At 63.2% G+C, this 20,688-nt stretch carries 22 protein-coding genes; 6 read left to right on the forward strand and 16 right to left on the reverse strand.

Annotated elements, in window-relative coordinates; translation table 11 throughout:
- Positions 1-63 precede the first annotated feature (63 nt).
- Positions 64-1,410, reverse strand: a complete 1,347-nt coding sequence (gene thiD / locus QNM96_RS09240) for a bifunctional hydroxymethylpyrimidine kinase/phosphomethylpyrimidine kinase (RefSeq protein WP_283835885.1) — start codon at positions 1,408-1,410, stop codon at positions 64-66.
- An 81-nt stretch (positions 1,411-1,491) separates the two neighbouring features.
- Positions 1,492-2,604 carry an AIR synthase family protein gene (locus tag QNM96_RS09245; RefSeq protein WP_283835886.1) on the reverse strand — a complete coding sequence of 371 codons (1,113 nt, stop codon included), beginning with the start codon at positions 2,602-2,604 and terminating at the stop codon, positions 1,492-1,494.
- A 151-nt stretch (positions 2,605-2,755) separates the two neighbouring features.
- Here QNM96_RS09245 and QNM96_RS09250 point away from each other — a divergent pair, with 151 nt between their 5' ends.
- The 4 genes from QNM96_RS09250 to QNM96_RS09265 all read left to right on the forward strand — a co-directional run bounded on the left by QNM96_RS09250 (position 2,756) and on the right by QNM96_RS09265 (position 5,641).
- Positions 2,756-3,583 carry a hypothetical protein gene (locus tag QNM96_RS09250; RefSeq protein WP_283835888.1) on the forward strand — a complete coding sequence of 276 codons (828 nt, stop codon included), beginning with the start codon at positions 2,756-2,758 and terminating at the stop codon, positions 3,581-3,583.
- A gap of 226 nt (positions 3,584-3,809) precedes the next feature.
- Complete coding sequence (locus QNM96_RS09255) at positions 3,810-4,922, forward strand: putative sulfate/molybdate transporter (protein ID WP_283835889.1); 1,113 nt, start codon at positions 3,810-3,812, stop codon at positions 4,920-4,922.
- A 73-nt stretch (positions 4,923-4,995) separates the two neighbouring features.
- Positions 4,996-5,157 carry a hypothetical protein gene (locus QNM96_RS09260; RefSeq protein WP_283835890.1) on the forward strand — a complete coding sequence of 54 codons (162 nt, stop codon included), beginning with the start codon at positions 4,996-4,998 and terminating at the stop codon, positions 5,155-5,157.
- Complete coding sequence (locus QNM96_RS09265) at positions 5,150-5,641, forward strand: hypothetical protein (protein ID WP_283835891.1); 492 nt, start codon at positions 5,150-5,152, stop codon at positions 5,639-5,641. Before QNM96_RS09260 ends, QNM96_RS09265 begins: the two co-directional genes overlap by 8 nt.
- Before the next feature lie 260 nt (positions 5,642-5,901).
- On the opposite strand, the gene QNM96_RS09270 is transcribed toward QNM96_RS09265, so the two are convergent.
- The 3 genes from QNM96_RS09270 to QNM96_RS09280 all read right to left on the reverse strand — a co-directional run bounded on the left by QNM96_RS09270 (position 5,902) and on the right by QNM96_RS09280 (position 8,419).
- A complete protein-coding gene (locus QNM96_RS09270; RefSeq protein ID WP_283835892.1) occupies positions 5,902-6,792 on the reverse strand; it encodes a DUF5518 domain-containing protein in 891 nt (296 codons plus the stop codon).
- A 209-nt stretch (positions 6,793-7,001) separates the two neighbouring features.
- Positions 7,002-7,550 (reverse strand): XTP/dITP diphosphatase, encoded by a 549-nt coding sequence (locus tag QNM96_RS09275; RefSeq protein ID WP_283835893.1) that lies wholly within the window; start codon positions 7,548-7,550, stop codon positions 7,002-7,004.
- A 218-nt stretch (positions 7,551-7,768) separates the two neighbouring features.
- A complete protein-coding gene (locus QNM96_RS09280) occupies positions 7,769-8,419 on the reverse strand; it encodes a helix-turn-helix domain-containing protein (protein ID WP_283835894.1) in 651 nt (216 codons plus the stop codon).
- Between the two features lie 82 nt (positions 8,420-8,501).
- Between QNM96_RS09280 and QNM96_RS09285 the strand changes: the two genes are divergently transcribed.
- Entirely contained in the window at positions 8,502-10,193 is a 1,692-nt protein-coding gene (locus QNM96_RS09285; RefSeq protein ID WP_283835895.1) for an NADH-quinone oxidoreductase subunit D, read from the forward strand.
- 128 nt (positions 10,194-10,321) lie between these two features.
- On the opposite strand, the gene QNM96_RS09290 is transcribed toward QNM96_RS09285, so the two are convergent.
- The 3 genes from QNM96_RS09290 to QNM96_RS09300 all read right to left on the reverse strand — a co-directional run bounded on the left by QNM96_RS09290 (position 10,322) and on the right by QNM96_RS09300 (position 12,149).
- Positions 10,322-10,615, reverse strand: coding sequence for a DUF5808 domain-containing protein (locus QNM96_RS09290; RefSeq protein WP_283835896.1), 294 nt, complete (start codon positions 10,613-10,615; stop codon positions 10,322-10,324).
- Between the two features lie 101 nt (positions 10,616-10,716).
- The gene (locus QNM96_RS09295; protein WP_283835897.1) at positions 10,717-11,358 is read right to left on the reverse strand and encodes a pyroglutamyl-peptidase I; all 642 of its coding nucleotides are present in this window, start codon (positions 11,356-11,358) and stop codon (positions 10,717-10,719) included.
- 134 nt (positions 11,359-11,492) lie between these two features.
- The gene (locus QNM96_RS09300) at positions 11,493-12,149 is read right to left on the reverse strand and encodes a helix-turn-helix domain-containing protein (RefSeq protein ID WP_283835898.1); all 657 of its coding nucleotides are present in this window, start codon (positions 12,147-12,149) and stop codon (positions 11,493-11,495) included.
- 95 nt (positions 12,150-12,244) lie between these two features.
- Between QNM96_RS09300 and QNM96_RS09305 the strand changes: the two genes are divergently transcribed.
- Positions 12,245-12,466 carry a DUF2892 domain-containing protein gene (locus tag QNM96_RS09305; protein ID WP_283835899.1) on the forward strand — a complete coding sequence of 74 codons (222 nt, stop codon included), beginning with the start codon at positions 12,245-12,247 and terminating at the stop codon, positions 12,464-12,466.
- Between the two features lie 60 nt (positions 12,467-12,526).
- Here QNM96_RS09305 and QNM96_RS09310 read toward each other — a convergent pair whose 3' ends face one another.
- The 8 genes from QNM96_RS09310 to QNM96_RS09345 all read right to left on the reverse strand — a co-directional run bounded on the left by QNM96_RS09310 (position 12,527) and on the right by QNM96_RS09345 (position 20,665).
- Positions 12,527-14,266, reverse strand: a complete 1,740-nt coding sequence (locus QNM96_RS09310; protein WP_283835900.1) for a bifunctional N(6)-L-threonylcarbamoyladenine synthase/serine/threonine protein kinase — start codon at positions 14,264-14,266, stop codon at positions 12,527-12,529.
- 3 nt (positions 14,267-14,269) lie between these two features.
- Positions 14,270-14,404 (reverse strand): 30S ribosomal protein S27ae, encoded by a 135-nt coding sequence (locus QNM96_RS09315; protein WP_283835901.1) that lies wholly within the window; start codon positions 14,402-14,404, stop codon positions 14,270-14,272.
- Between the two features lies 1 nt (position 14,405).
- Positions 14,406-14,732 (reverse strand): 30S ribosomal protein S24e, encoded by a 327-nt coding sequence (locus QNM96_RS09320; protein WP_283835903.1) that lies wholly within the window; start codon positions 14,730-14,732, stop codon positions 14,406-14,408.
- A gap of 175 nt (positions 14,733-14,907) precedes the next feature.
- Positions 14,908-16,005: a hypothetical protein gene (locus QNM96_RS09325; RefSeq protein ID WP_283836361.1), complete on the reverse strand. Its 1,098-nt coding sequence runs from the start codon at positions 16,003-16,005 to the stop codon at positions 14,908-14,910.
- A gap of 108 nt (positions 16,006-16,113) precedes the next feature.
- A complete protein-coding gene (locus tag QNM96_RS09330; protein WP_283835904.1) occupies positions 16,114-16,818 on the reverse strand; it encodes a helix-turn-helix domain-containing protein in 705 nt (234 codons plus the stop codon).
- Positions 16,819-17,061: 243 nt separating this feature from the next.
- Entirely contained in the window at positions 17,062-20,019 is a 2,958-nt protein-coding gene (gene uvrA, locus QNM96_RS09335) for an excinuclease ABC subunit UvrA (RefSeq protein ID WP_283835905.1), read from the reverse strand.
- Positions 20,020-20,178: 159 nt separating this feature from the next.
- Entirely contained in the window at positions 20,179-20,379 is a 201-nt protein-coding gene (locus tag QNM96_RS09340; RefSeq protein ID WP_283835907.1) for a hypothetical protein, read from the reverse strand.
- A complete protein-coding gene (locus QNM96_RS09345; protein ID WP_283835908.1) occupies positions 20,363-20,665 on the reverse strand; it encodes a HalOD1 output domain-containing protein in 303 nt (100 codons plus the stop codon). Before QNM96_RS09345 ends, QNM96_RS09340 begins: the two co-directional genes overlap by 17 nt.
- Positions 20,666-20,688 lie beyond the last annotated feature (23 nt).

Consider the following 20,688-nt stretch of genomic DNA (forward strand, 5'->3'; position numbering starts at 1 on the left):
GGTAGTCGACCGTCCCGCCCGCTTTCGCGGAACGCCCTCTCTATCGATGGGACAGTCGCCCCGCTAGTCGAGTTCCGAATAGAGCTCGAGGACACGATCGGCTACCGTCTCGGCCTCGACGGCGACCAGATACGTCATCGCCTCTTTCCCGACGGATCCGCGGTCGATAATCGCGGTCGGGTGGTCGCCGTCGCCATCGAAGACCGTTTCGACGGCTGTCGGCGTCACCCACTCGTCGGTTTCGGACTCGGTATCGCGGGATAGTTCCGTGATCACCCATCCGAGTTCCTCGAGCGCTTGTTCGACCTCCTCGTTGAACCGGAGGTTACACGCAAACCGCAGGCTTGGACAGACCTCTCGAGCGTCGAGCAGGAATCGTGCGACGTTTTTCGAGGCGCCGAACCGAACCGCGCCGTTCGGACTGATCCCGCCCAGCGTTCGGGTGATTCGCCCTTCGACGGCCGCAGTCTCTTCGACGGCGTCCGCGTACGGCGTCGCACCGACGACGTTCGTTCCGACTTCCGGAACGAGCGGCGAGATATCCGCCTCAACGATCCGCCCGACGGCGTTTCGGACCTGTTCGGTGGTCGATTCCATGGCCGCTCGATTTCGCTGTTCGACGCCGTGGTTGACCGCGCCGGCTCCCTGCCCAACGTCGTAGTGGTACCGAACTGCGCGGGTGAGAAAGTCGGTCGCGCCGCTGACTGCGTCCTCGAGCGAATCTCCCTTTGCAAGTCGCGCGGCGACCGCCGCTGCGAGCGTACAGCCCGAGCCGTGCGTCGCGTCGGTGTCGACTCGCGTGTGTTCGAACGTCCTGACCCCGTCCTCGGTCACGAGCACGTCGCTGATCGTTTCGCCGGGGACGTGCCCGCCCTTGACCAGCGCCGCGTCCGTACCGAACTCGAGGAGCGCTTCCCCGGCCTCGATCGCGCTGTCCTCGTCTTCAACCGTAATCCCGGTCAGTACCTCGGCTTCATCCGCGTTTGGCGTAACGATCGCGGCCTCCCCGATGAGGTCCTCGTAGGCGCGTTCGGCTTCGGGCTCGAGCAGTCGATCCCCCGAGGTAGCGACCATGACGGGGTCGACAACGAGCGGAAACGCGAAGTTCTCGGCCTCGGTCGCAATTGCTCGGACGATTTCGGTCGTCGCGAGCATCCCCGTCTTGGCCGCGCCGATGTCGAAATCCCCTGTAACCGCCGAAAGCTGGCCCTCGACCTCCTCGAGCGGAAGCGGGTACGATCGTTCGACGCCGCGGCTGTGCTGGGACGTGACCGCGGTGATCGCACTCGTGCCGTAGACGTCGTGTCCGGCCATCGTCGCGAGGTCGGCCTGGATTCCGGCACCGCCGCCGGAGTCGCTTCCGGCGATCGTCAGGGCGACCGGTAGTGTTTCTGGTGCTGGCGTTCGCATGCCTAGTTGTATTTCGCCGTTATACAAATGGGTAGTGGGCTCCGCGTCGCAGTGTTGCTCGCCGCGGAGATCGTGTCAATTTCACTGACCGGCCAATTCGGCGTACGCCCTCCACGACGGATCGACATCGGGGTGCTCGAGTCGCTCCCCGTCGACGAAGACGTTTCCGCCTGGTGCCTCCCATCGATCTATCTCGACCTCATTGCTCTCGTCCGCCACTTGCCCGGTATCGGCGTCTACCACTCGCCCGATTTCGGCGACGACGGTGTCCCGATCCTCGAGCGCGCTCCGGACCGCATCGACGCCCGCCGGATCGACGGCGATCACGAGCGAGCCACAACTCGTCGTGTGCCACGGATCGATCTCGAGTTCGGCACAGACCTCGGCGACACCCGGCCGGATCGGAACCGCCGCGCGGTCGATTTCGAATCGGATATCTGCGTCGGCCACTTCGCTCGTACTCTCTGACGCCCGCCGGTTCGCGCCGTTGCCCATCTCGTTGAGCGCCCCGGCGAGGCCGCCTTCGGTAACGTCGTGCATCGCCGTCACAGGGCCGGCCGCGGCGGCAGTGAGCGCGTCGCGGACGCAGTGGACGTCTTGGAGCCGTTCTCGCGCGTCCTCGAGCACGTCGTCCGGGAGTTCCATCTGATCGCCGAACAGCGTACTCAACAGGCCGACCGATTCGACGCCGGGACCGGTCGTGAGGAGGAGTTCGTCGCCGGCTCGAGCCCCGTCAGGGCGAACGATTTCGTCGTGGTCGCCAACCCCCATGGCGGTCGCCGCGCCGACCCACGGATGGGACGGGTCGGAGTAGCGAGCGGTGTGACCGGTGACAACGGAAACGCCCAGATCGACGCACTCGGCGTGAATCGTCTCCCAGACGGTTGCGAATTCCTCGTCACTCATCGATTCGGGAAGGGTAAAACAGATCGAGAGATGCGACGGCGAAACGCCGCTGACGGCGACGTCCGCGAGCACCAGATCGAGCGCGAACCGGGCGGCGCGCTCGAGGCCGATCTGGGGAAGGATCGAGAGCGGGTCGGTTGCGGTGACCAGCGCTTTCCCGTCGATGTCGAGGACGCCGAAGTCGACCCCGTGTCGAGGGCCGATCGCGACATCGTCTCGCCGCGCGCCGAGGTTCGGGGCGACGTGGCGCTCGAAGAACGTCCGGTCGATTTTTCCAAGGTCGCTCACGCGGGTTGCTTTCGGTGCGGGTCTCTTATCGGTGCTGATCGCCGAACAGCTTCGGCCGTCCCGAGACAGTAACGGTTCTGTGACAGTCATCTCTCGCGGAGTGAATCGTGGGACAACGGTTTAGAAGCCGTGCGTTGAGCGTTCACGGAACGTGACACATTCAATTCGAAAAAGCGCGATTTTGGCCGTCGTACTGGTCGTTCTGATCGCCGGTTGCTCAGGCGCGATGCCCGGCGGCGACGACCCTGGAGACGAGGAGATCGAGCAGACAGAGATCCTCCAACAGGTCGAAGCCGTCGACACGTATCAGTACGAGATGACGCAAACGATCGAAACGCCAAACGGTGAGGAAACGGTCGTCTCGGAGGGAACGATCAACGAATCGGCGAACAGATCTCACGTGAGTTCGACCACCGACAACCAACTGATTTCGGAGAACGAGACCATCGACGTCGAAGAATACATCATCGAGAACACGATGTACGCCTCGATCGACGGCGACTGGTTCGAGATGGACCTCGATGGCGACGTCTGGGAGGAAAGCGCCCAGCTCGCGGCACAGACCGACTTCATCGAATCCGGGACACTCACCGAAGACGGAACCGAGACGGTCAACGGCGTCGAAACGACCGTCGTCTCCGTCGAAGCGACCGACGAACTCAAAGAAGAACTCGAGAGCTCCCGAGACTTCCAGGCGACCGGAGCGACCGTCGACGACGTCTCCTACGAGCTCTACGTCGACGAGGAGACGAACTACATCCACGGTATCGACGCCGATCTGACGATGACTTCCGGCGGTGAAACCATCACCTCGACCACGGAGATGATAATCTCTGAGCACAACGAACCGGTCGATATCCAGCTCCCCGAAGACGCCGAAACGGCGGAGGACGTTGAAGACGGCGAGGATATTGGGGATATAGAGGATGCCGAAGACATCGAAGACGCCAACGGTAGCGACGGTAACGAGTCAGCGTAGCGGTGGCGGATCAGTCGAATAGCACAGACGAGTCACTGTCGGACAGAGATGCCTTCCAGACTACGTCTGGGCCCTCGCCGTTTTCTCAGCGTCTCTCGTCACAGCGTGGTTAGGGACCTTCCAAAACCGAGCAGAGTGGCAACTGATATCAGTTACGTTTGCTCGAGAAATAACGTCGCAGAGTTTCTGGCAAGAGTAAAAGGGACCGTCAGCCTAATGGCTACAGATGGCGCATTCGTCACAGCACTCGACTCGAGAATCGCTCGAGTTTTCGACGAGCGAACTGACGGGTGCGCTAGGTGATTCGGTTACGGTTCTACCCCTGATCGTGGCGCTCGCGGCGACGACATCGGTGTCGTTACCCCACGTTCTCGTCGGCTTCGGCGTGTTCCAGATTGTCTGGGGGCTGTACTACGGGATGCCGTTGTCCGTCGAGCCGATGAAAGCCCTGATCGGCCTGGCGATCGTCGGCACGCTTTCGTACCCGGAACTCGCCGCCGCGGGATTGCTCGCGGGAATCGTCTTACTCGTTGTCGGTCGGCTCGGACTCGTCGGGAGGCTCCAAACCGTCGTCGGCGAGCCCGTCATCCGCGGTATTCAGTTCGCGGTCGCCCTGCTCCTGCTCGAGGCCGCTGTCGAGCTGTCCGTCGAAAGCCTCCCCGTCGCGGCCGCCGGCCTTGCGGTCGTCGTCGTTCTTACGCTCGTCGGATACCGCAAGCAGAGCGTGTTGGTCGTGCTCGGCCTCGGAGCCGTCGCCGCGGTCGCGTACGCGGGCATTCCGACTCCTCGAGTGCCCGAGGCGACCCTCTTCCCGGCGGGAACACCCGCGTTCAGCGAGGCCGCACTCGAGGGCACCGTTGCCCAAATCGGGATGACCGTCGGCAACGCGGCTATCGCGACCGCGTTGCTCTGTGGTGATCTCTACGACCGGGATATCTCCGCGGACAACCTTTCACAGAGCATGGGCGTCACCTGTCTCGCGGCGGTGCCGATCGGGGGCGTGCCGATGTGTCACGGAAGCGGCGGACTCGCCGGGAAGTACGCCTTCGGTGCTCGGACCGGCGGCGCGAACGTCCTGCTCGGGATCGGCTACCTCGCGCTCGCGCTCGTCGCGGCGGGGGCCCTGCTGGCGGCCTTCCCGATGGCCTTGCTCGGCGTCCTGCTGGTCGTCGTCGCGCTCGAGCTCGGTCGCGCCGCCTTCGATCCCGTCGATACCCACCAGTCGCTCGCGCTCGTCGTCGGCGTCGGAGCCGTCGGCCTGCTCGTCAACGTCGGCGTCGCGTTCGTCCTCGGAACGGTCGTCTTTTGGCTGCTCGCGCGCCGGAAACGCGGCGTCTAGGGTCGAGCGGCGGACGGCCGATACCGACGAGAAAAGCGCACGCCTTTTTCGGTCCGGCCCTAACTCGCGTCCGATGACGATGACGAACTGGGCGGACCTCTTCGATCGAGCCGAGTCGGCCGACGTCGACCTCGAGACGATTCGAGAGACGCTCGAGTCGCAGCGTCACGATTCGTCTGCGGACGAGCGCGAACCGGGATCCGACGGGGACGAGGAGGCAATCGACGATGACTGAGAACCCGAATCCGACCCGCGTCGTGGCCGACGCGGACGTCCTCGCGGCCGATCTGCTCGTCGGCGGCGAGGCTCGAGACGCGCTCGATCACGTTCGACGCCACTCCTGGGTCGAGCTCCTCGCGAGCGACGAACTGCTCGACGAGACCGAACGGCTCGTGGCCTCGCTGACCGACGCGGATCTCGCGGGCGACCACCGCGCGCGACTCGAGGCCGAACGCGTTCGCGTCGAACAGCCCGCGGAGGACCACCCCGCGCTGGCCTCCGCGTACCAGGGCGACGCCGCGCACCTGCTGAGCTACGACGAACGGCTCGGGTCGGCGAAGGCCGGGCTAACGCTCCAGCCGCGAGTATCGCTCAGTATCCGCCCACCGGACGCGTTCGCAACGCTGTTCGATCCAGCGAGTTTGTATAAAACAGTGGACGAGCACAGCGGGGAGTATCCCGGCCCGGATCGAGATCCTCGAGACGGGAAATCGCCGTAGCATCTCGTGACTTCCTTTCATCTCCAAGAGTAGTGCGAACCTCCCTTATCGAGCAATTCGAGAAGAGGGTTCTCTCTCGTCCGTCCGGACTGCGTTTCGCGATGGATTCTCGAGATGGATTTACAACTCGAGCGGTCGGAAGATCGTAGCGTTTTCGAACGAGTCGAATACCCCTTCCGAAGGCGGTGTATGCGTTTGTGAGTGATTAGGAGACAATGTATTTGCAAAACAGAGTTCGTTTAGCTGATTTGTCTATCCTCTCACACCGTTCCGACGTGGCGGTGCCGTGCGACGACGTACATCACCGTCGCTGCCCAGAGGGCGGTAAGGAACCCGAACGTGCCGGGAGCCGACGGCCCCGGTACTTGTTGAACCGCCGCCACAAGATAGACGAGCGCGTAGCCGCCGATCGGGAGACCAACGTACAGCCACAGATTCGGAATCCAGTCCGTCTCCGCGGCTCGAGGGGCGGTCGCGTCGATAAAGAGCGAGACGAACGCGATCACCGAAACGAACGCGAGACAGATCGTGAGCAGAGCAGCGAGCAGTCCGTGAAGTTCACTCCGGGACTCGAGGGCGACCATCCCGACGAGCGTGATCGGTGCCGCGAGCGCGTACACTGCCACGGGGATCCACCAGCGGGAGTTCCGGACGGTTCGTTCGACGGTCTCGTGCGAGTCGACTACTCGCCGGTTTCGGTCGAGTCGCGTCCCTACCCAGCCGCTGAACATGGCGGTCGCCGTGGTCACGAGGACGGTGAGCCCGACCCCGAGGATAATGGTGGGCGGGGTTAGGAGGGCGGCGATCGCGGCCAGTTCCGCGGAGGCATCCCACATCGTGGTCGCGGTGTTTGCCAGATAGATGAGTATCGTCCCAGCTGAGGCTCCGAGCCCGGTCCATACGCCGGCGCGTCGAGCCGTCGTTTCCCGGTCGCTGTAGCGGTAGCCGACGACCAGCGCGGCCAGTAGCAGGGGCGCTCCCGAGATCGTTCCGCCGAGAAAAGCCACGTCGTCCGTGACGACCTCCCAGGAGAGGAGCAGGGTAATCGGAATCGTCGCGAGCCCGGCGAGGATCGCGAACCGCAACGACTCGTCCGTCAGGCCGTCGCGAACGGGTTGGATGGGTGGGAGGGGAGATCGAAGCGAGGTCATGCGATGATTGTGTTATATTGACACCTCCCCTTGAAGCTACCGTTCGTTACGAGGGTTGTCGGCCGACAAAAACCAGAACGGACTCGGAATCGACGACCGTCGATCATCACTCGAGGACACTGTAGATAGCCCGCCCGAGAAACCCGTCGATAACCCGCTCGAGAATACCCCACTTTGCCCGCAAAACGAAGTAGCAATTCTCGGCGCGCCTATCGTTCTTCGGCGTACCATTCCGAAAACGTCGCCAGCGCCCGGCCGCGGTGGGAGACGGCGTTTTTCTCTTCGGTGCTCATTTCGGCCATCGTCTGGCCGTTGTACTCGAAGATGGGATCGTAGCCGAAGCCGCCCTCGCCTCGAGGCGCGACCAGCGTTCCGGCCACGGAGCCCTCGAACGTCTCGGTCCCGTTCTCGTCGCAGTAGGCCAGTACCGTCCTGAATCGCGCGCGGCGATTGTCCTCCTCGCTGGCCAGTCGCCAGAGTCGTTCGACGCCGACGGTGTCCTCGACGAAGGCGGAGTACGGCCCCGGAAAGCCTCCGAGGGCGTCGACGAACAGTCCCGCGTCGTCGACCAGCACGGGCTCGTCGGCCCCGAGTTCTTCGTAGGCCTCGAGCGCCCCGTGGGCGGCGATCTCCTCGAGTCCGTCGCTCTGGATCTCCGTGTAGTCGTACTCGACCTGCTCGACGGGTTCGACGCCCTCGAGGTAGGCGGTTGCCTCGCGCACCTTTCCCTCGTTTCCGGTGACGAACTGAATGGTCATACGAGGGGAGGTGTTCGGGAGGGCTAAAGCGTCGTCGGTGTCTTCCGCGATAATCGATACGAGGGCTCGAGCAACCACACGTGGTTACTGAACCACATCCGGCTACTGAACCACGTGCGGCTACTGACGCTCTTTCGAAGACGAACGCCTTCGCTTCGCTCGCCGCGACACAGCGCGCGCCACCGAATGTCGGATGCTCCTCGAACTCGCTCGTCAGATCACAACTCGAGCCCGCGGATCACCCTTGATTCGGCCTTCTGCAGGTGTTCGGCGGCCGTCCCCGGTGTAACCCCCAACTCCTCGGCGACATCCTCGACGCTTGCCTCGCGCGGAATCGCGTAGTACCCCTTCGCTCGAGCGACGCGGAGGGCCTCCCGCTGGCGCTCGGTCAGCGACATCGGGGCGGAATCGGGCCGTTCGTACTCGCCGATTCGCTGGACAGTGGCGTCGATCCCGTCCGGAACCGTCTCGAGGGCGCGGCGGAGGTCCTCCGATTCGCCGACGACCGAAAAGCGGATCGTCCAGTCGTCGCAGTACTCGACCGGCGGCAGAGCGACGAGCGTGCCCCGCGTAAACGCCGCGAGCAACTCCTGGCCGACCTCCTCCGGCGCGTCGCGGACGTAGACGGAGAACGATCGCTCGCTCGTTTCGGTGAGATCGTAGGAGACCGTCCCGCCGAACTCCTCTAGGGCTCGTTCGTAGACCGTCGCGTCGCCGACGACGTGGAAGATGAACGACCGTTCCTCCTCGCCGCTGAAGTTTCCGTGGACCATTCGGTAGGAGTCGAACGCGTCGTGCTCGGCGACGAACCGATGCATCGGGTGGATCGTCTCGGCGTCGTGGCGCAGGATCAACCGAACGGTCTTCATCGTCCGCAGATCGGCTCGAGTATATAAATAGCCTAGTGACTGGTGCACAATCGATTCACGAGATTCGTTCGAACGTCAAGTTATGTCGACAGGTTCCGAATCCGAGGCGCTCGAGGCGGACGTGCGAATCGACACGGCGAACGCGGGGGACGGGCGGATCGAAGCCGATCTCGAGGACCTGCTCGGCGAGGCGATCCTCGCTCGAGACGACCACCTCAACGCGCCGGGGATCGTCGTCAGGCCCGACGAAGTAGTCGACGTCCTCGAGACGCTTCGCGAGCGGGCTGATTTCGATCACTGCGCGTGTGTCACCGCTCAGCAGTACCCGGACCGGTTCGAGACGATCTACCACCTCCGGTCGTACGCCGATCCGACGCGGGAACTGAGCGTCGTCGTTCCGACGGCGGTCGACGATCCGGTGAGCGAGTCGGCGTCGTCGGTGTACCGGACCGCGGAGTGGCACGAGCGCGAAGCCTACGACCTCGTCGGGATCGAGTTCGAGGACCACCCCGATTTACGGCGAATCCTTCTGCCCGAGACCTGGCAGGGCCACCCGCTGGCGCGAGACTACGATCGGACGAAGCCACAGGTCGTCACGCTCTCCGAACACGCGAACCCGATCGCGGGCGACGAACGCGACCCCGAATCGGAGACGATGTTCCTCAACATCGGCCCCCACCATCCCTCCACGCACGGGGTCCTCCACGTGAAGGCGGTCCTCGACGGGGAGACGGTCGTCGACGCCGAACCCGACATCGGCTACATTCACCGCTGCGAGGAGCAAATGTGCCAGCAGAGTACGTACCGCCACCAGATCATGCCCTACCCCGATCGCTGGGATTGGGTCTCCTCGGGCCTGTTAAACGAGTGGGCCTATGCTCGAGCGGCCGAGGATCTCGCCGATATCGACGTCCCCGAATACGCGCAGGTGATCCGTACGATGGGCGCGGAGCTCTCGAGGATGGCCTCGCACTTCATCGCGCTGGGAACCTACGCCCTCGACGTCGTCGGCGAGTTCACCGTCGCCTTCCAATACGCGATGCGGGACCGCGAACTCGTCCTCGACATTCTCGAGGAACTCACCGGCCAGCGGATGATGTTCAACTACCTCCGGCTGGGCGGCGTCGCCTGGGATCTGCCCGAACCGCGCGAGGAGTTCGTCGGACGAACTCGGGACCTCCTCGCGGAGTTACCCGCGAAGATCGACGAATACCACGACCTGCTCGTCGGGAACGAAATCTTCCAGCTTCGATGCGTCGACACGGGCGTCCTCGAGCCCGACGTCGCGAAGGACTACGGCTGTACCGGCCCGGTCGCCCGCGGTTCTGGCGTCGACTACGATCTCCGCCGGGACGATCCCTACGGCTACTATCCGAACCTCGAGTGGGACGTCGTCACCGAGGGCGGCTGCGACAATTACGCCAGAGTGCTCGTTCGAATGCGGGAGGTCGAAGAGTCAGCCAAAATCGTCGCGCAGTGTCTCGACCTGCTCGAGGAGTGGCCCGAGGACGACCGGGAGGTGCAGGCGAACGTACCCCGAACCCTGAAACCTGACGCGGATGTAGAAATCTATCGCGCCGTCGAAGCCGCGAAGGGAGAACTCGGGATCTACATCCGAACGGACGGCACCGAGACGCCGGCGCGGTTCAAGATCCGAAGCCCCTGTTTCTCGAACCTCTCCGTGCTCCCCGAACTCGCTCGGGGGGAGTACGTCGCCGACCTGATCGCCTCGATCGGGAGCCTCGATTGTATAATGGGCGAAGTCGATCGATAGCGATGGGTCCCGAAACGTAGCGTACGAGGCCGTTCTGATACGTTGAGTACTCACGCTCCACCGAAACGATGCGCTCGAGGTACCGGCTATCGGAAACGAACGAGGAGCGTGAGTCCGCTAAGAGAGGATCAGTCGTCGCCGTCGTTGTCAACGATTACTTCGACCGGTTCGTCGTCCTGGGTGTCTTCGGTTTCGTCCGCGGAGCCGCTCGCTTCCTGCTGGTAGAGCAGGGCACCGGCGACAAGGACGACGATCCACGACCGCCAGTTGGCGAGGTTCAGCGTGTAGCCAACGCCGAAGGGTTTCTCGACGAGCATTCCCTCGCCCGGTTTCCAGTACGAAGAGAGCATCCGGCCGATACTTGGGCGTTCGAAGTTGTACGGTACCCCGAGGATCTCTCCGGAGGTCGGCTTGTCTACCATGAACGGACGTACGGGCTCGCCTGATAAGAATATTGTGTGACCTTCTCGGCCCTCGAAGAATCACATCTGCACCGGCAACTACTCCGTCGCTATCCGTTCAACTACGGCCTCGTCGTCCGCTCGACCGCGACCTCGAGACCCGAAACCAGCCCGCGTTCCATTGTTTCTACGGACATACTCGGCTCGCCGTCATCCCGTCGGGCGGCCTGTTCATGGGAGAAGGGTACGTGGATGAACCCGGAGTCGAACTCGGCGGGACACGCGCTCGTCTCCGCCAGGTAGCAGGCGGTGTACAGCAGGTTGTTACAGAGGTGGGTTCCCGCGTCGCTTGAGCGCGTCGTCGGAACGCTGGCCTCGACCATCGCCGTTTTCATCTCCCGTAGCGGAAGCGTCGCGAAGTACGCTGCCGGGCCATCTTCGACGACCGGCTCGTCCGCGACCTCCCGGTCGGCGTTGTCCGGAATTCCCGATGTCGTCGTATCCCTGCAGTTGATCCCGACGCGCTCGAGTGAGAGTGTGTTTCGACCCGCGGCGAGGCCGAGCGAACAGACGATGTCGGGGTCGTGCTCGTCGATGGCGGCCTCGAGCGCCGGTTGGAGTCGGTCGAAGACGACGGGGAACTCTCGTCCGACGACGGTGGCATCGCCGATGGTCGTCCCGTCGAGGGCTGTCGCGAGTCGCCGTGCAGGGTTGGTTTCGAACTCTCCGAACGGTTCGTAACCGGTGAGCAGAATCTCGCTCATGGTCGACACTCACGCTACCGGGGGATGAACGCCACGACTCGCTGCGGGGCCGCTCATACGGTCTACTGTAACGATGTACCGTACAATCGCGACCGTCCTGGGACTGCACCGGCAATGACGTACAGCAGTCCGTATCACACGTCGAACAGCGCCCTAATCAGCTTCGATTCGGCCTTCTGGAGGTGTTCGGCTGCGGTTGCAGTCGCACAGTCGAGTTCGCGAGCGAGGACTTCGGTGGTCGCGTCTCGAGGGACCTCGTAGTAGCCGACCTCGAGTGCCGTTTTGACGGTCTCTCGTTGCCGTCGAGAGAGGCGTCCGACGGCGCTATCGGGCGCGACGGTCTTCCCGCCGACCGCTTCGACGGTAACCTCGACGCCGTTGGGGACGCCTTCGACGGCGCGCTGGATATCCGAACCCGTCCCGATGATCGAGAACGTGTTACTCCCGTCGTCGTTGCACTCGACCGGCGGGACGGTGATCAGGCTCCCCTGTGTAAAGTTCTCGAATAGTAGCCGCGCAGCGTCGGCGACCGCCCCCTCGAAAAAACAGTGACACTCGCGATCCGTGATCGGGAGGAGTTCGTACTCGTCGACGTTCGTGCTGGCCTCGAGTTCGGTCTCGAACCGTTGGTAGTCGCCCCGAATCCACAGCAGAAACGCTGTCGGCGGCGCCGCGACGTTCCAGTTGACGATCCGAGCCTGCTCCAGATACGGGGCTCCACCTGCGAGTCGTCCGTACAGCGGCGGCGCGTAATCGCCTGCCGGGTCCAGCGTAATGCGAATCCGTTTCATCGTCCGTTCGTGTTGGCTGGTCGACACGGGGGCGTATAAATGGACCCGAACTGTTCGGCCACACGATTTCCACTCGGCCGCACGTACGAACGCGTATGCAGCGAAACGTCGGCGGAACCGATCGTATCGTACGCAGCGTCCTCGGCATCTGGCTGGTCGTGACGGGCGCCGCAGCGTATCAGGACGGCAAACGCGAGCGCGCCGCAATCGCCATCATCGCCGGGCTCGGACTCTGCTGGAACGCCATGACTCAGTTCTGTGGCGGGAACTACCTGCTCGGCGTGGATACGAGTACGGACTCCTGTTTGGTCGAGTAGCCAGCGCTCGAGTATCGTACCCACAGCAACCGGCAACTCGAGTCCTCTAGCCGATCGGTTCTATGCCTCGTCGGTCACGTACCGACCGCGTCCCTCGACGTCCCGCAGGCGCTCGAGGACCCGTTTTTCGCCCGCTTCGCGGTACCCGTTCCGGAGCGCCTCGCGGAGTGGTTCGGGGTCGTTTGCGGTTCCGACGAGGCTCTGATCGAAGACGTGGATATCCATCGCGTAGTCCTCGACGTGGTCGGTGTGGTAGCCGAGGCCGAAGTCGATGAGGGTGGTGCGGTCAGCGTCGTCGCCGTCGCTCCCGACTCTGACGTTTCGCGTCGTCGGATCGCCGTGGACGAACCCTGCTCGATGGAGCACCGCGAGGTGGCGGCCCACGTCGCGAACGCGTTCGGGGGTCAATGACTCTCGAAGGTCCGTCTCGCCGACGTACTCGAACTCGAGCGTTGCTTCCGTGGTATCGATATCGGTGAGAACGGGCGTCGGAACCCCCTCGCGTCGAGCCAGGTTCGTCAGTCTCGCCTCGATCCGCGTCCGCTCGCGGCGCAGTCGTTCGTCGAGTTCCGGATGGCGATATGACTTCGACCGCCGGTTCTTGGTCACGCGGCCGAGTTTTCCTCGCTCCGGTTCGAGCGTGACGAGCGCCTCGGCACCGCGAACGTCGTCGGTGTCGCTCTCGAGGGCGTCGCTTCGGTCCGACCTCCCGCGCCAGGTGATTGGCACCTGATCGGGCCGGAAGTCCGGATCGACGTGGGAGTCCTCGAGTTCAAGCGTATCGCCCGCTTCGTACATTTTCGCGCCGAGGACGGCGATCATGCCGGCGTTGTCCCGCAGGAATCGCGGGTCGGGCGCGTGGAAGTCGGCTCCGCGCTGCTCGCACATCTCCTCTAACATCTCCCGCAGGCGCGCGTTCTGGCCGACGCCGCCGCCGAGGACGAGTTCGTCACTGCCAGTCAGCGAGAGTGCGCGCTCGGCGACCTCGGTGAGCATCGCGAAGATGTTCTCCTGCAGGGAGTAGCAGATGTCCTCGACGGCGACTCCGTCGTCGTGGCGCTGTTTCGCCGCGCTCATGATCCCCGAAAAGGAGAAGTCCATCCCCTTGACGACGTAGGGAAGATCGACGTACTCGCCGTCTTTGGCCGCGGCCTCAACCTTGGGTCCGCCGGGATGGCTCCAGCCGACGTGTCTGGTGAACTTGTCGATGGCGTTGCCGACGCCCGTATCCATTGTCTCCCCGAGAACGCGATACCGTCCGTTTCGGTAGGCCAGCAGGTGGGCGTTCGCGCCGCTGGCATTCAGGCAAACGGGCGAGTCGAATCCGGAGGTGTGTCTGCCGATTTCGAGGTGGGCGACCATGTGATTGACCCCGATCAACGGCACCTCAAGTGTCTGGCTGAGCGCGCGGGCCGCGGTTCCTACGATGCGGAGACAGGGGCCGAGCCCGGGGCCTCGCGCGAAGGCGACGGCATCGACGGGTGGGCCATCCGTTTCTCTTGTTCCCCCGTCAGACCGCTCCTGTGTGCGTTCTTGGCGTTCTCGAGCGTGCTCGAGGGCCGTCTCGACCACGCGCGGAATCGCCTCGTGCATGTGTTCTGCGGCTTCTCGAGGGTGGATGCCGCCGCTTTCGGGTTCGTACGCGTCGCTTTCGATAAAGATGGCGTCGGAAGCGCTCGCCTCGCCGACGGCCGCACGACTCGTCGGTTCAGCCTTCGAAGAAATGTCCGCGTCGGCGTCGGAATCGTAGACGGCCGCGCTGGCCGCCCAGGCGGTGCCCTCGATTCCGAGGATTCGCATTCGTTATTCCCACTCGGTGTAGCCGCACTTGCCGCAGTGCTGGCGGTCACCGTGGTCGGCGAGATAGGTGTCGCCACAGCGCGGGCAGTTCTCGCGGTCTGGGGTACCGTCGTCGTTGTAGACTTCGTGTCGAGCCATCTTATGCCTCCTCCGCTTCCGCTTCGGCGGTTTCCTCGTCCTCTGCATCGGCGACGATCTTATTGCGCTCGAGCATGTGGTCCTGTTCGACGTCTCGAGCGAAGTCCGCGGTTTCGTAGACTTTCGCCTGTCCGACGGTCTTTCGCATCCCGAACTTGGTGTCGAGTTTGCGGATGACGACTTCGCCGGCCTCTTTGTTCAGTTTCGCTGCGAGACTGTCACGGACCTGAAGACGAGACGGCGTGGCCTCGTCGTGGGTCAATTCGAACGTGACGTCCGTTCGGTGCAACATGGGGTTCTCCGTTTCGGAGATGATGTCGACGTCCATGATATCACTCAGTTACTCTATTATCCCCGTGTAGCGCCTAAAAGGATTTCGAAGCGGGGGACGAGACGGGTGGGTCCCTTCTCTCGCGGGTTTTCGTGGTGACTGCTCTTGCGGGTTTTCTCCGTGACTGGTTCGTTCCGGTCGCCAGCCATGTCCTAACCGGCTGCGCTCTAGCTTACCGGACGACCAGTCCCCGCGGAGCCTGTGTCTCGAGTTCGTCCGGCCACTCGAGGCCGACCCGTTCCCACGAGTCGCCGAAATCGCGGCTCGCGAACAGTCCTCGGTTGTTGACGCCGTAAACGACGCCCGGCTCCCCGGTCGTCGCGAAGACGGTTCGAACAACCCCGTCGCCTGTGGGAAGCCCGCGGCCATTGAGTCGTTCCCACGGCGTTCCGTTCCGTTTTCGGTAGACGTGAGCGTCGGCTCGATGTGCGGTGTGGGCCGTCGTCGCGCCGCTCGCACTCGAGACGAGCACCGAATCTGGATCGCCGGGGTCGACGGCCAGTCCCCAGCAGTAGCGGTGCTCGAGGCCCTCCTGCGGTTGGGACCACGACTGGCCGCCCTCGTCGCTCTCGGCGTAGCCGTCGCCCGAGGCGGTGTAGACGCGACCCTCCGCGTCGGCGTGGACTGCCAGGGTGTGGTTGTCCCGTCTCGAGCCCTCGGGCCGTTCGTGCCACGTTTCCCCGCCATCGGTACTGAAGACGAACGCCCCGGCTTCGATCCCGACGTAGATTCGATCGGGGTCGAACGGATCGACCTCGAGCCAGCGGGCGTGGTGGGTGCTCGGCCGCGGCGGGAAGAACCACTGCGGCTCGGACGGAAGGTCGTCGACGCCCTCGAGTTCCGTCCAGGTATCGCCGCCGTCTGCTGACCGGTAGACGCGGCTGGGTTCCGTTCCCGCGTAGAGCACGTCCGAGTCGTGGGGACTGATCGCCAGCGACATGACGGCCTCGTCGCCGTCGTACGCGTCGACGCCGTCGCTACTCTCGGTTCCTCCGAGTTCTGGTTCGCTCCCGTCGTGTCTCACGAATCCGGTCTCGAGGCGAACGAATGTCTCGCCGCCATCCGTACTCCGAAAGAGCCCGTTTTCGAAGGTTCCGACGAAGACACGGTCGGGTGCGTCGGGAGAAGCGGCCACGCACTCGAGGTCGTAGTCCTCGAGGCGCTCGGTCACGCGCCACCCTCCCTCTTCGGTTCCGTCGGGTCCGCTACCGTCGTCGTCCCGTTCGCAGACGAGCAGTCGATCTCGCATCGCGGCGTACGCTCGAGTCATGCCCGCCCTTACGGCGGCGACCGTGAGAAGTGTTCGGCTCTCGAGTTGTCGCTCCATTCGCGCCGAATTCGTCAGCGGCCACGTCGAACTCCTCGGCTTCCGGGGGAGTCACCGCGACGATCCCGTCGCGCGAACGGTTTCTCGCCTCGAACCACTCCCGGCGACGATCGTGGACATGAGCCTCGCTTCGATCCGACGAAGGTGTTGCCCGACGGTACCCGGCGAACAATCGAGCTGGGCGGCGATATCCTCGTAGGTCACCTGCCGCGGCTCCTCGTAGTACCCCGCTTCGACGGCGAGACGCAACACTTCTCGCTGGCGATCCGTGAGATCGGCGAACGCCCGCCGGTCGGCGGGTTCGTAGCTCCCGAGGCGCTCGATTTGGACATCGATCGTCGAGCGTGTCTCCTCGATCAGTCCCCGCAGTTCCTCCTCGGGGCCGACTTCGGAGACGCGAAGCCACCGGTTTTCGGGTCCCGTGTACTCGAGTGGGTAGTCCAACAACACGGCGTACCGCCGGTGGATGTCGAGCAACTGCCGCGTGAGATCGCTCGGCTCGTAGTGAAGCTGGAGGATTGTACTGGTGTCAACCCTCGTGAGTTGGAAATCGATGACGCTTGAGCCGCCCTCCTCGAGGTAGCGCCGGACGTCTCTCTGATCGCCGCGAAGTTCCTTTCGCATGATGACGGTCTCGTCGGTGAGCCGGTCGATATCCTGGATGGTCTCGAACGTGACTCCGTGCTCACGGAGGCGCTCTTCTCCCCGATCGAAGTGTCCATGTTGCGGCTTGAGAACGTATGTCACATATCGCATGAGGGTGGCGTACTATTTTAACGATAATAACCATTACGAATCGCCATTGAGCAAAACGGTCTTGGCCGGTAACAAACTCTTCTCGTCTCTTCTCGGACGAATTTTCGGCCAGTCGAAATGGGGTCTCCCGTCCGTCTTTTCGGCTCGAGTAGCCTCGCGAAAAGAAACACCGACTCAGTCCGCGAATCTCAGGCACTCAGCGCGAGTTCCATGGGTCACCCGACCCGTGGTCGTCTCCTCGATTCAGTCGTCGTCCGTCGGTGCCGTAACGGGATCGACGCGTTCGCCGCGAGGCCCCTCGAGGTCGACGGCCGGCAACAGGTCCCGAAGATACCGCCCCGTGTGTGAGGCCTCGAGTCGAGCGATCTCTTCTGGTGTCCCCGTCGCGACGATCTCGCCGCCGTTCTCGCCGCCTTCGGGGCCGAGGTCGATGACGTGGTCGGCGTTTTTCACGAGATCGAGTTCGTGCTCGATGACGGCGATCGTGTTGCCGTTGTCGGTCAAGCGGTGAAGCACGTCGATCAGCTTCCGTTCGTCCTCCGAGTGAAGGCCGGTCGTGGGCTCGTCGAGCAGGTATAGCGTCTCGCCGGAATCTTTCTTGCCGAGTTCTTCGGCGAGTTTGATCCGCTGGGCTTCCCCGCCAGAGAGGGTCGTCGAGGGCTGGCCGAGTTTCATGTAATCCAGTCCGACGTCTTTCAGCAATTTGAGCCGACGACGGATCTGGCTCGAGGACTCGAAGAACTCGTGGGCCTCCTCGACGGACATCTCGAGGACATCGGCGATCGTCTTGTCCTTGTAGGTAACGTCGAGCGTGGCGTCGTTGTACCGTGCTCCGCCACACTCCTCGCAGGGGACGTAGACGTCCGAGAGGAAGTTCATCTCGATCTTGACCGTTCCCTGGCCGCCACACTCCTCACAGCGGCCGCCCTTGACATTAAAAGAGAATCGCCCCTTCTCGTAGCCGCGCTGTTTCGAGAGTTTGGTCTCGGCGAACAGCTTGCGGACGTAGTCGAAGACGTTCGTGTAGGTCGCCGGATTCGACCGCGGCGTCCGACCGATCGGCGACTGGTCGATCAGGCGCACGGTTTCGATCTCGTCGAGCCCCTCGAGCGAGTCGTGCTCGCCCGGGATAACGCTCGTGTTGTCGTTCATCTGTCGGGCGAGTCCCTTGTACAACACGTCGTGCATGAGCGTCGACTTGCCGGACCCTGAGACGCCCGTGATCGCGGTGAAACAGCCGAGCGGAATATCCACGTCGAGGTCATCGAGGTTGTGCTGGCGTGCTCCCAAAATAGTCAGCGCACCCTCGGGATCGCGTCGCTCTTCGGGAACGGGGATCGCCCTCCGTCCGGAGAGGTAGTCGCCGGTGATCGACTCCTCGCAGTCTTTGAGTTCGTCGACGGTGCCGTTGACGACGACCTCGCCGCCGCGTTTGCCCGGACCGGGACCCATGTCGATCACGTTGTCGGCCCGGCGCATCGTCTCCTCGTCGTGTTCGACGACGATCAGGGTGTTTCCGAGGTCCCGAAGCTCCTCTAAGGTATCGAGCAGTCGGTCGTTGTCCCGCTGGTGGAGCCCGATGGAGGGTTCGTCGAGGACGTAGAGCACGCCCACCAGCCCCGAGCCGATCTGGGTCGCCAGTCGAATCCGCTGGTTCTCTCCGCCGGAAAGCGTCGAGGCCTCTCGATCGAGCGTGAGGTACTCGAGGCCGACCTCGCACATGAATCCGAGCCGAGCGCGAATCTCTTTTAAAATCTCCTCGGCGATGACCTTCTCGCGTTCGGAGAGGTCGGCTTCCATCGAGTCGAAGTGGCCGAGCGCGTCGCCGATACTCGCAGCGTTGATGTCGGTGATCGCCGTGTCGTCGACCAGGACCGCTCGAGAGGCCGGCTTGAGACGCGTTCCGTCACAGGCCGGACACTCGGTGACGCTCATGTAGTCCTCGATGTGCTCTCGAGTCGAGTCGGAGTCGGTCTCGATGTATCGGCGGTCGAGGTTCGGGATCACGCCTTCGAATCGCTTTTTCTTGCGCCGGGTGCCGTTTTTCGTTTGACGCTTGAACAGCACCTGACCGTCGGTGCCGTAGAGAAACGCTTGCCGGACGTCTTCGTCGAGTTCTTCGAACGGCGTCGAGAGCGAGACGTCGAAGTGCTCGGAGACGGCGTCGAGTCTGGTCTGGTAGTACGAGCGGTTGTAGCTCCAGGGTTCGAAGACGTTTTTCAGGATCTTTGTCTCGTCCTGGACCACGAGATCCTCGTCGACCTCCTTGGCCTCGCCGAGGCCCTCGCACTCCGGACAAGCGCCGTGGGGCGAGTTAAACGAGAAGCTCCGCGTCTCGATTTCGGGAACGTCGATCCCGCAGTGGGTACACGCCAGGTCCTTCGAGAACTCGACGACCAGTCGGTCGTCGTCGCCGGCCTCGTCGCCGAGCGCGCCGGTCGAGCGCGATTCGGAACCGAGTTCGACGTCTTCGGGCGCGTCCGGTAGGATCACCTTCATGACGCCGTCGGCCTCCTCGAGCGCCGTTTCGACGCTGTCGATGATCCGCGGCCGGTTTTCCGTCGAGACCGAAATTCGGTCGACGATCACGTCGACCGTGTGATCGAAGTTCTCGTCGAGGTCCGGGTTCTCGAGGCTGAGATCGTGTTCCTCGCCGTCGACTTCGACGCGGGCGTACCCCTCAGAGACCAGTTCGTCGAATAAGTCCTCGAAGGCACCCTTCTGGTCGCGCACAACGGGTGCCGCGAGCTTCACCTTCGTTCCTTCGGGAAGCTCGAGGATGCGTTCGACCATGTTCTGGGCGCTCTGTTCGCCGACTTCGCGCCCACATTCGGGACAGTGTGGCGTGCCCACGCGGGCATACAGCAGTCGGAGATAGTCGTGCAGTTCCGTGACCGTCCCGACCGTCGAACGGGGGTTGTTCGCCGCGTTCTTCTGATCGATCGAAATCGCCGGGGAGAGCCCTTCGACGGTCTCGACCTGTGGTTTGTCCATCTGCCCGAGGAAGTTTCGGGCGTACGCCGAGAGGCTCTCGATATATCGGCGCTGGCCTTCGGCGTAGACGGTTTCGAACGCTAGCGAGGATTTGCCCGACCCCGAAAGGCCGGTGACGACGGTAAACGACTCGCGGGGAATCGAGACGTCGAGGTCCTTGAGGTTGTGTTCCTCTGCACCCCGCACCTCGATGTACTCTTTGCTCATCTAGACGTTGGCAACCGCCCCAGAAATGAAGGGCTGTCGGTTACGATATCGCCCGGAGTGAAAGTGAACGTTGAACTGCAGTGTTGACCGCCGCTGGCGCTATCAGGTAGTGGTATCAGCCGCTCTCAGCCGACTCGTTTCGCCGGCCTGCAAAACACGTTAGAACGTCGTCGGTTCCAGCAGTTCCTCGAGAAGAATCTCCTCGCAGACCGTCGGTACCTGCGGCCGAATCGCGGAATCGCTCGAGTCGACCGTGTGACCCGTTTCGATGTGATGTTCGAGCGCCTGTTCTTTCCGTTCTTGTGCGGTGTATCCGTCAGTTTCATGGACGGCCCACTCGCAGTTATGGCAGTACTTCATCGTGGTTGTTCTGGCGTTTATTGTCTTCTCTGACGTCGATTTCGATGCCCTCGTTGTTCTCGATAACTACCGTGTGGCCGCGATAGGCGAACGTAACTCGCCCGGTGCGCTGGTGGCCAGCGATCGTCGGATCGAACAGCGCATCCAGTGCACTGGTGTTGACCACATTGTGAAGCGGTGGCGAGACGTCGACCGGATCGATCCCCTCGTGAGCAGCGACCTCGTTGGCGATTTGGACTGACACCGAATCTTGCGGATTTGAATCCTGTGGAGGGTAGGTTACCATCATCAGAGTAAGGCCGTATAGAC

It is taken from the genome of Halostagnicola sp. A-GB9-2 (assembly GCF_030068615.1).
In the GTDB taxonomy this organism is placed as follows: domain Archaea; phylum Halobacteriota; class Halobacteria; order Halobacteriales; family Natrialbaceae; genus Halostagnicola.

What these genes read in the sequence shown, in the direction of transcription:
- QNM96_RS09290 (WP_283835896.1), bottom strand. Translation starts at nt 10,615, where the DNA reads ATGGTAGACAAGCCGACCTCCGGAGAGATCCTCGGGGTACCGTACAAC.
- QNM96_RS09305 (WP_283835899.1), top strand. Translation starts at nt 12,245, where the DNA reads ATGCAGCGAAACGTCGGCGGAACCGATCGTATCGTACGCAGCGTCCTC.
- QNM96_RS09325 (WP_283836361.1), bottom strand. Translation starts at nt 16,005, where the DNA reads ATGACTCGAGCGTACGCCGCGATGCGAGATCGACTGCTCGTCTGCGAA.
- QNM96_RS09330 (WP_283835904.1), bottom strand. Translation starts at nt 16,818, where the DNA reads ATGCGATATGTGACATACGTTCTCAAGCCGCAACATGGACACTTCGAT.
- QNM96_RS09260 (WP_283835890.1), top strand. Translation starts at nt 4,996, where the DNA reads ATGACGATGACGAACTGGGCGGACCTCTTCGATCGAGCCGAGTCGGCC.
- thiD (WP_283835885.1), bottom strand. Translation starts at nt 1,410, where the DNA reads ATGCGAACGCCAGCACCAGAAACACTACCGGTCGCCCTGACGATCGCC.
- uvrA (WP_283835905.1), bottom strand. Translation starts at nt 20,019, where the DNA reads ATGAGCAAAGAGTACATCGAGGTGCGGGGTGCAGAGGAACACAACCTC.
- QNM96_RS09295 (WP_283835897.1), bottom strand. Translation starts at nt 11,358, where the DNA reads ATGAGCGAGATTCTGCTCACCGGTTACGAACCGTTCGGAGAGTTCGAA.
- QNM96_RS09315 (WP_283835901.1), bottom strand. Translation starts at nt 14,404, where the DNA reads ATGGCTCGACACGAAGTCTACAACGACGACGGTACCCCAGACCGCGAG.
- QNM96_RS09270 (WP_283835892.1), bottom strand. Translation starts at nt 6,792, where the DNA reads ATGACCTCGCTTCGATCTCCCCTCCCACCCATCCAACCCGTTCGCGAC.
- QNM96_RS09280 (WP_283835894.1), bottom strand. Translation starts at nt 8,419, where the DNA reads ATGAAGACCGTTCGGTTGATCCTGCGCCACGACGCCGAGACGATCCAC.
- QNM96_RS09345 (WP_283835908.1), bottom strand. Translation starts at nt 20,665, where the DNA reads ATGGTAACCTACCCTCCACAGGATTCAAATCCGCAAGATTCGGTGTCA.
- QNM96_RS09285 (WP_283835895.1), top strand. Translation starts at nt 8,502, where the DNA reads ATGTCGACAGGTTCCGAATCCGAGGCGCTCGAGGCGGACGTGCGAATC.
- QNM96_RS09255 (WP_283835889.1), top strand. Translation starts at nt 3,810, where the DNA reads ATGGCGCATTCGTCACAGCACTCGACTCGAGAATCGCTCGAGTTTTCG.
- QNM96_RS09265 (WP_283835891.1), top strand. Translation starts at nt 5,150, where the DNA reads ATGACTGAGAACCCGAATCCGACCCGCGTCGTGGCCGACGCGGACGTC.
- QNM96_RS09300 (WP_283835898.1), bottom strand. Translation starts at nt 12,149, where the DNA reads ATGAAACGGATTCGCATTACGCTGGACCCGGCAGGCGATTACGCGCCG.
- QNM96_RS09340 (WP_283835907.1), bottom strand. Translation starts at nt 20,379, where the DNA reads ATGAAGTACTGCCATAACTGCGAGTGGGCCGTCCATGAAACTGACGGA.
- QNM96_RS09320 (WP_283835903.1), bottom strand. Translation starts at nt 14,732, where the DNA reads ATGGACGTCGACATCATCTCCGAAACGGAGAACCCCATGTTGCACCGA.
- QNM96_RS09310 (WP_283835900.1), bottom strand. Translation starts at nt 14,266, where the DNA reads ATGCGAATCCTCGGAATCGAGGGCACCGCCTGGGCGGCCAGCGCGGCC.
- QNM96_RS09275 (WP_283835893.1), bottom strand. Translation starts at nt 7,550, where the DNA reads ATGACCATTCAGTTCGTCACCGGAAACGAGGGAAAGGTGCGCGAGGCA.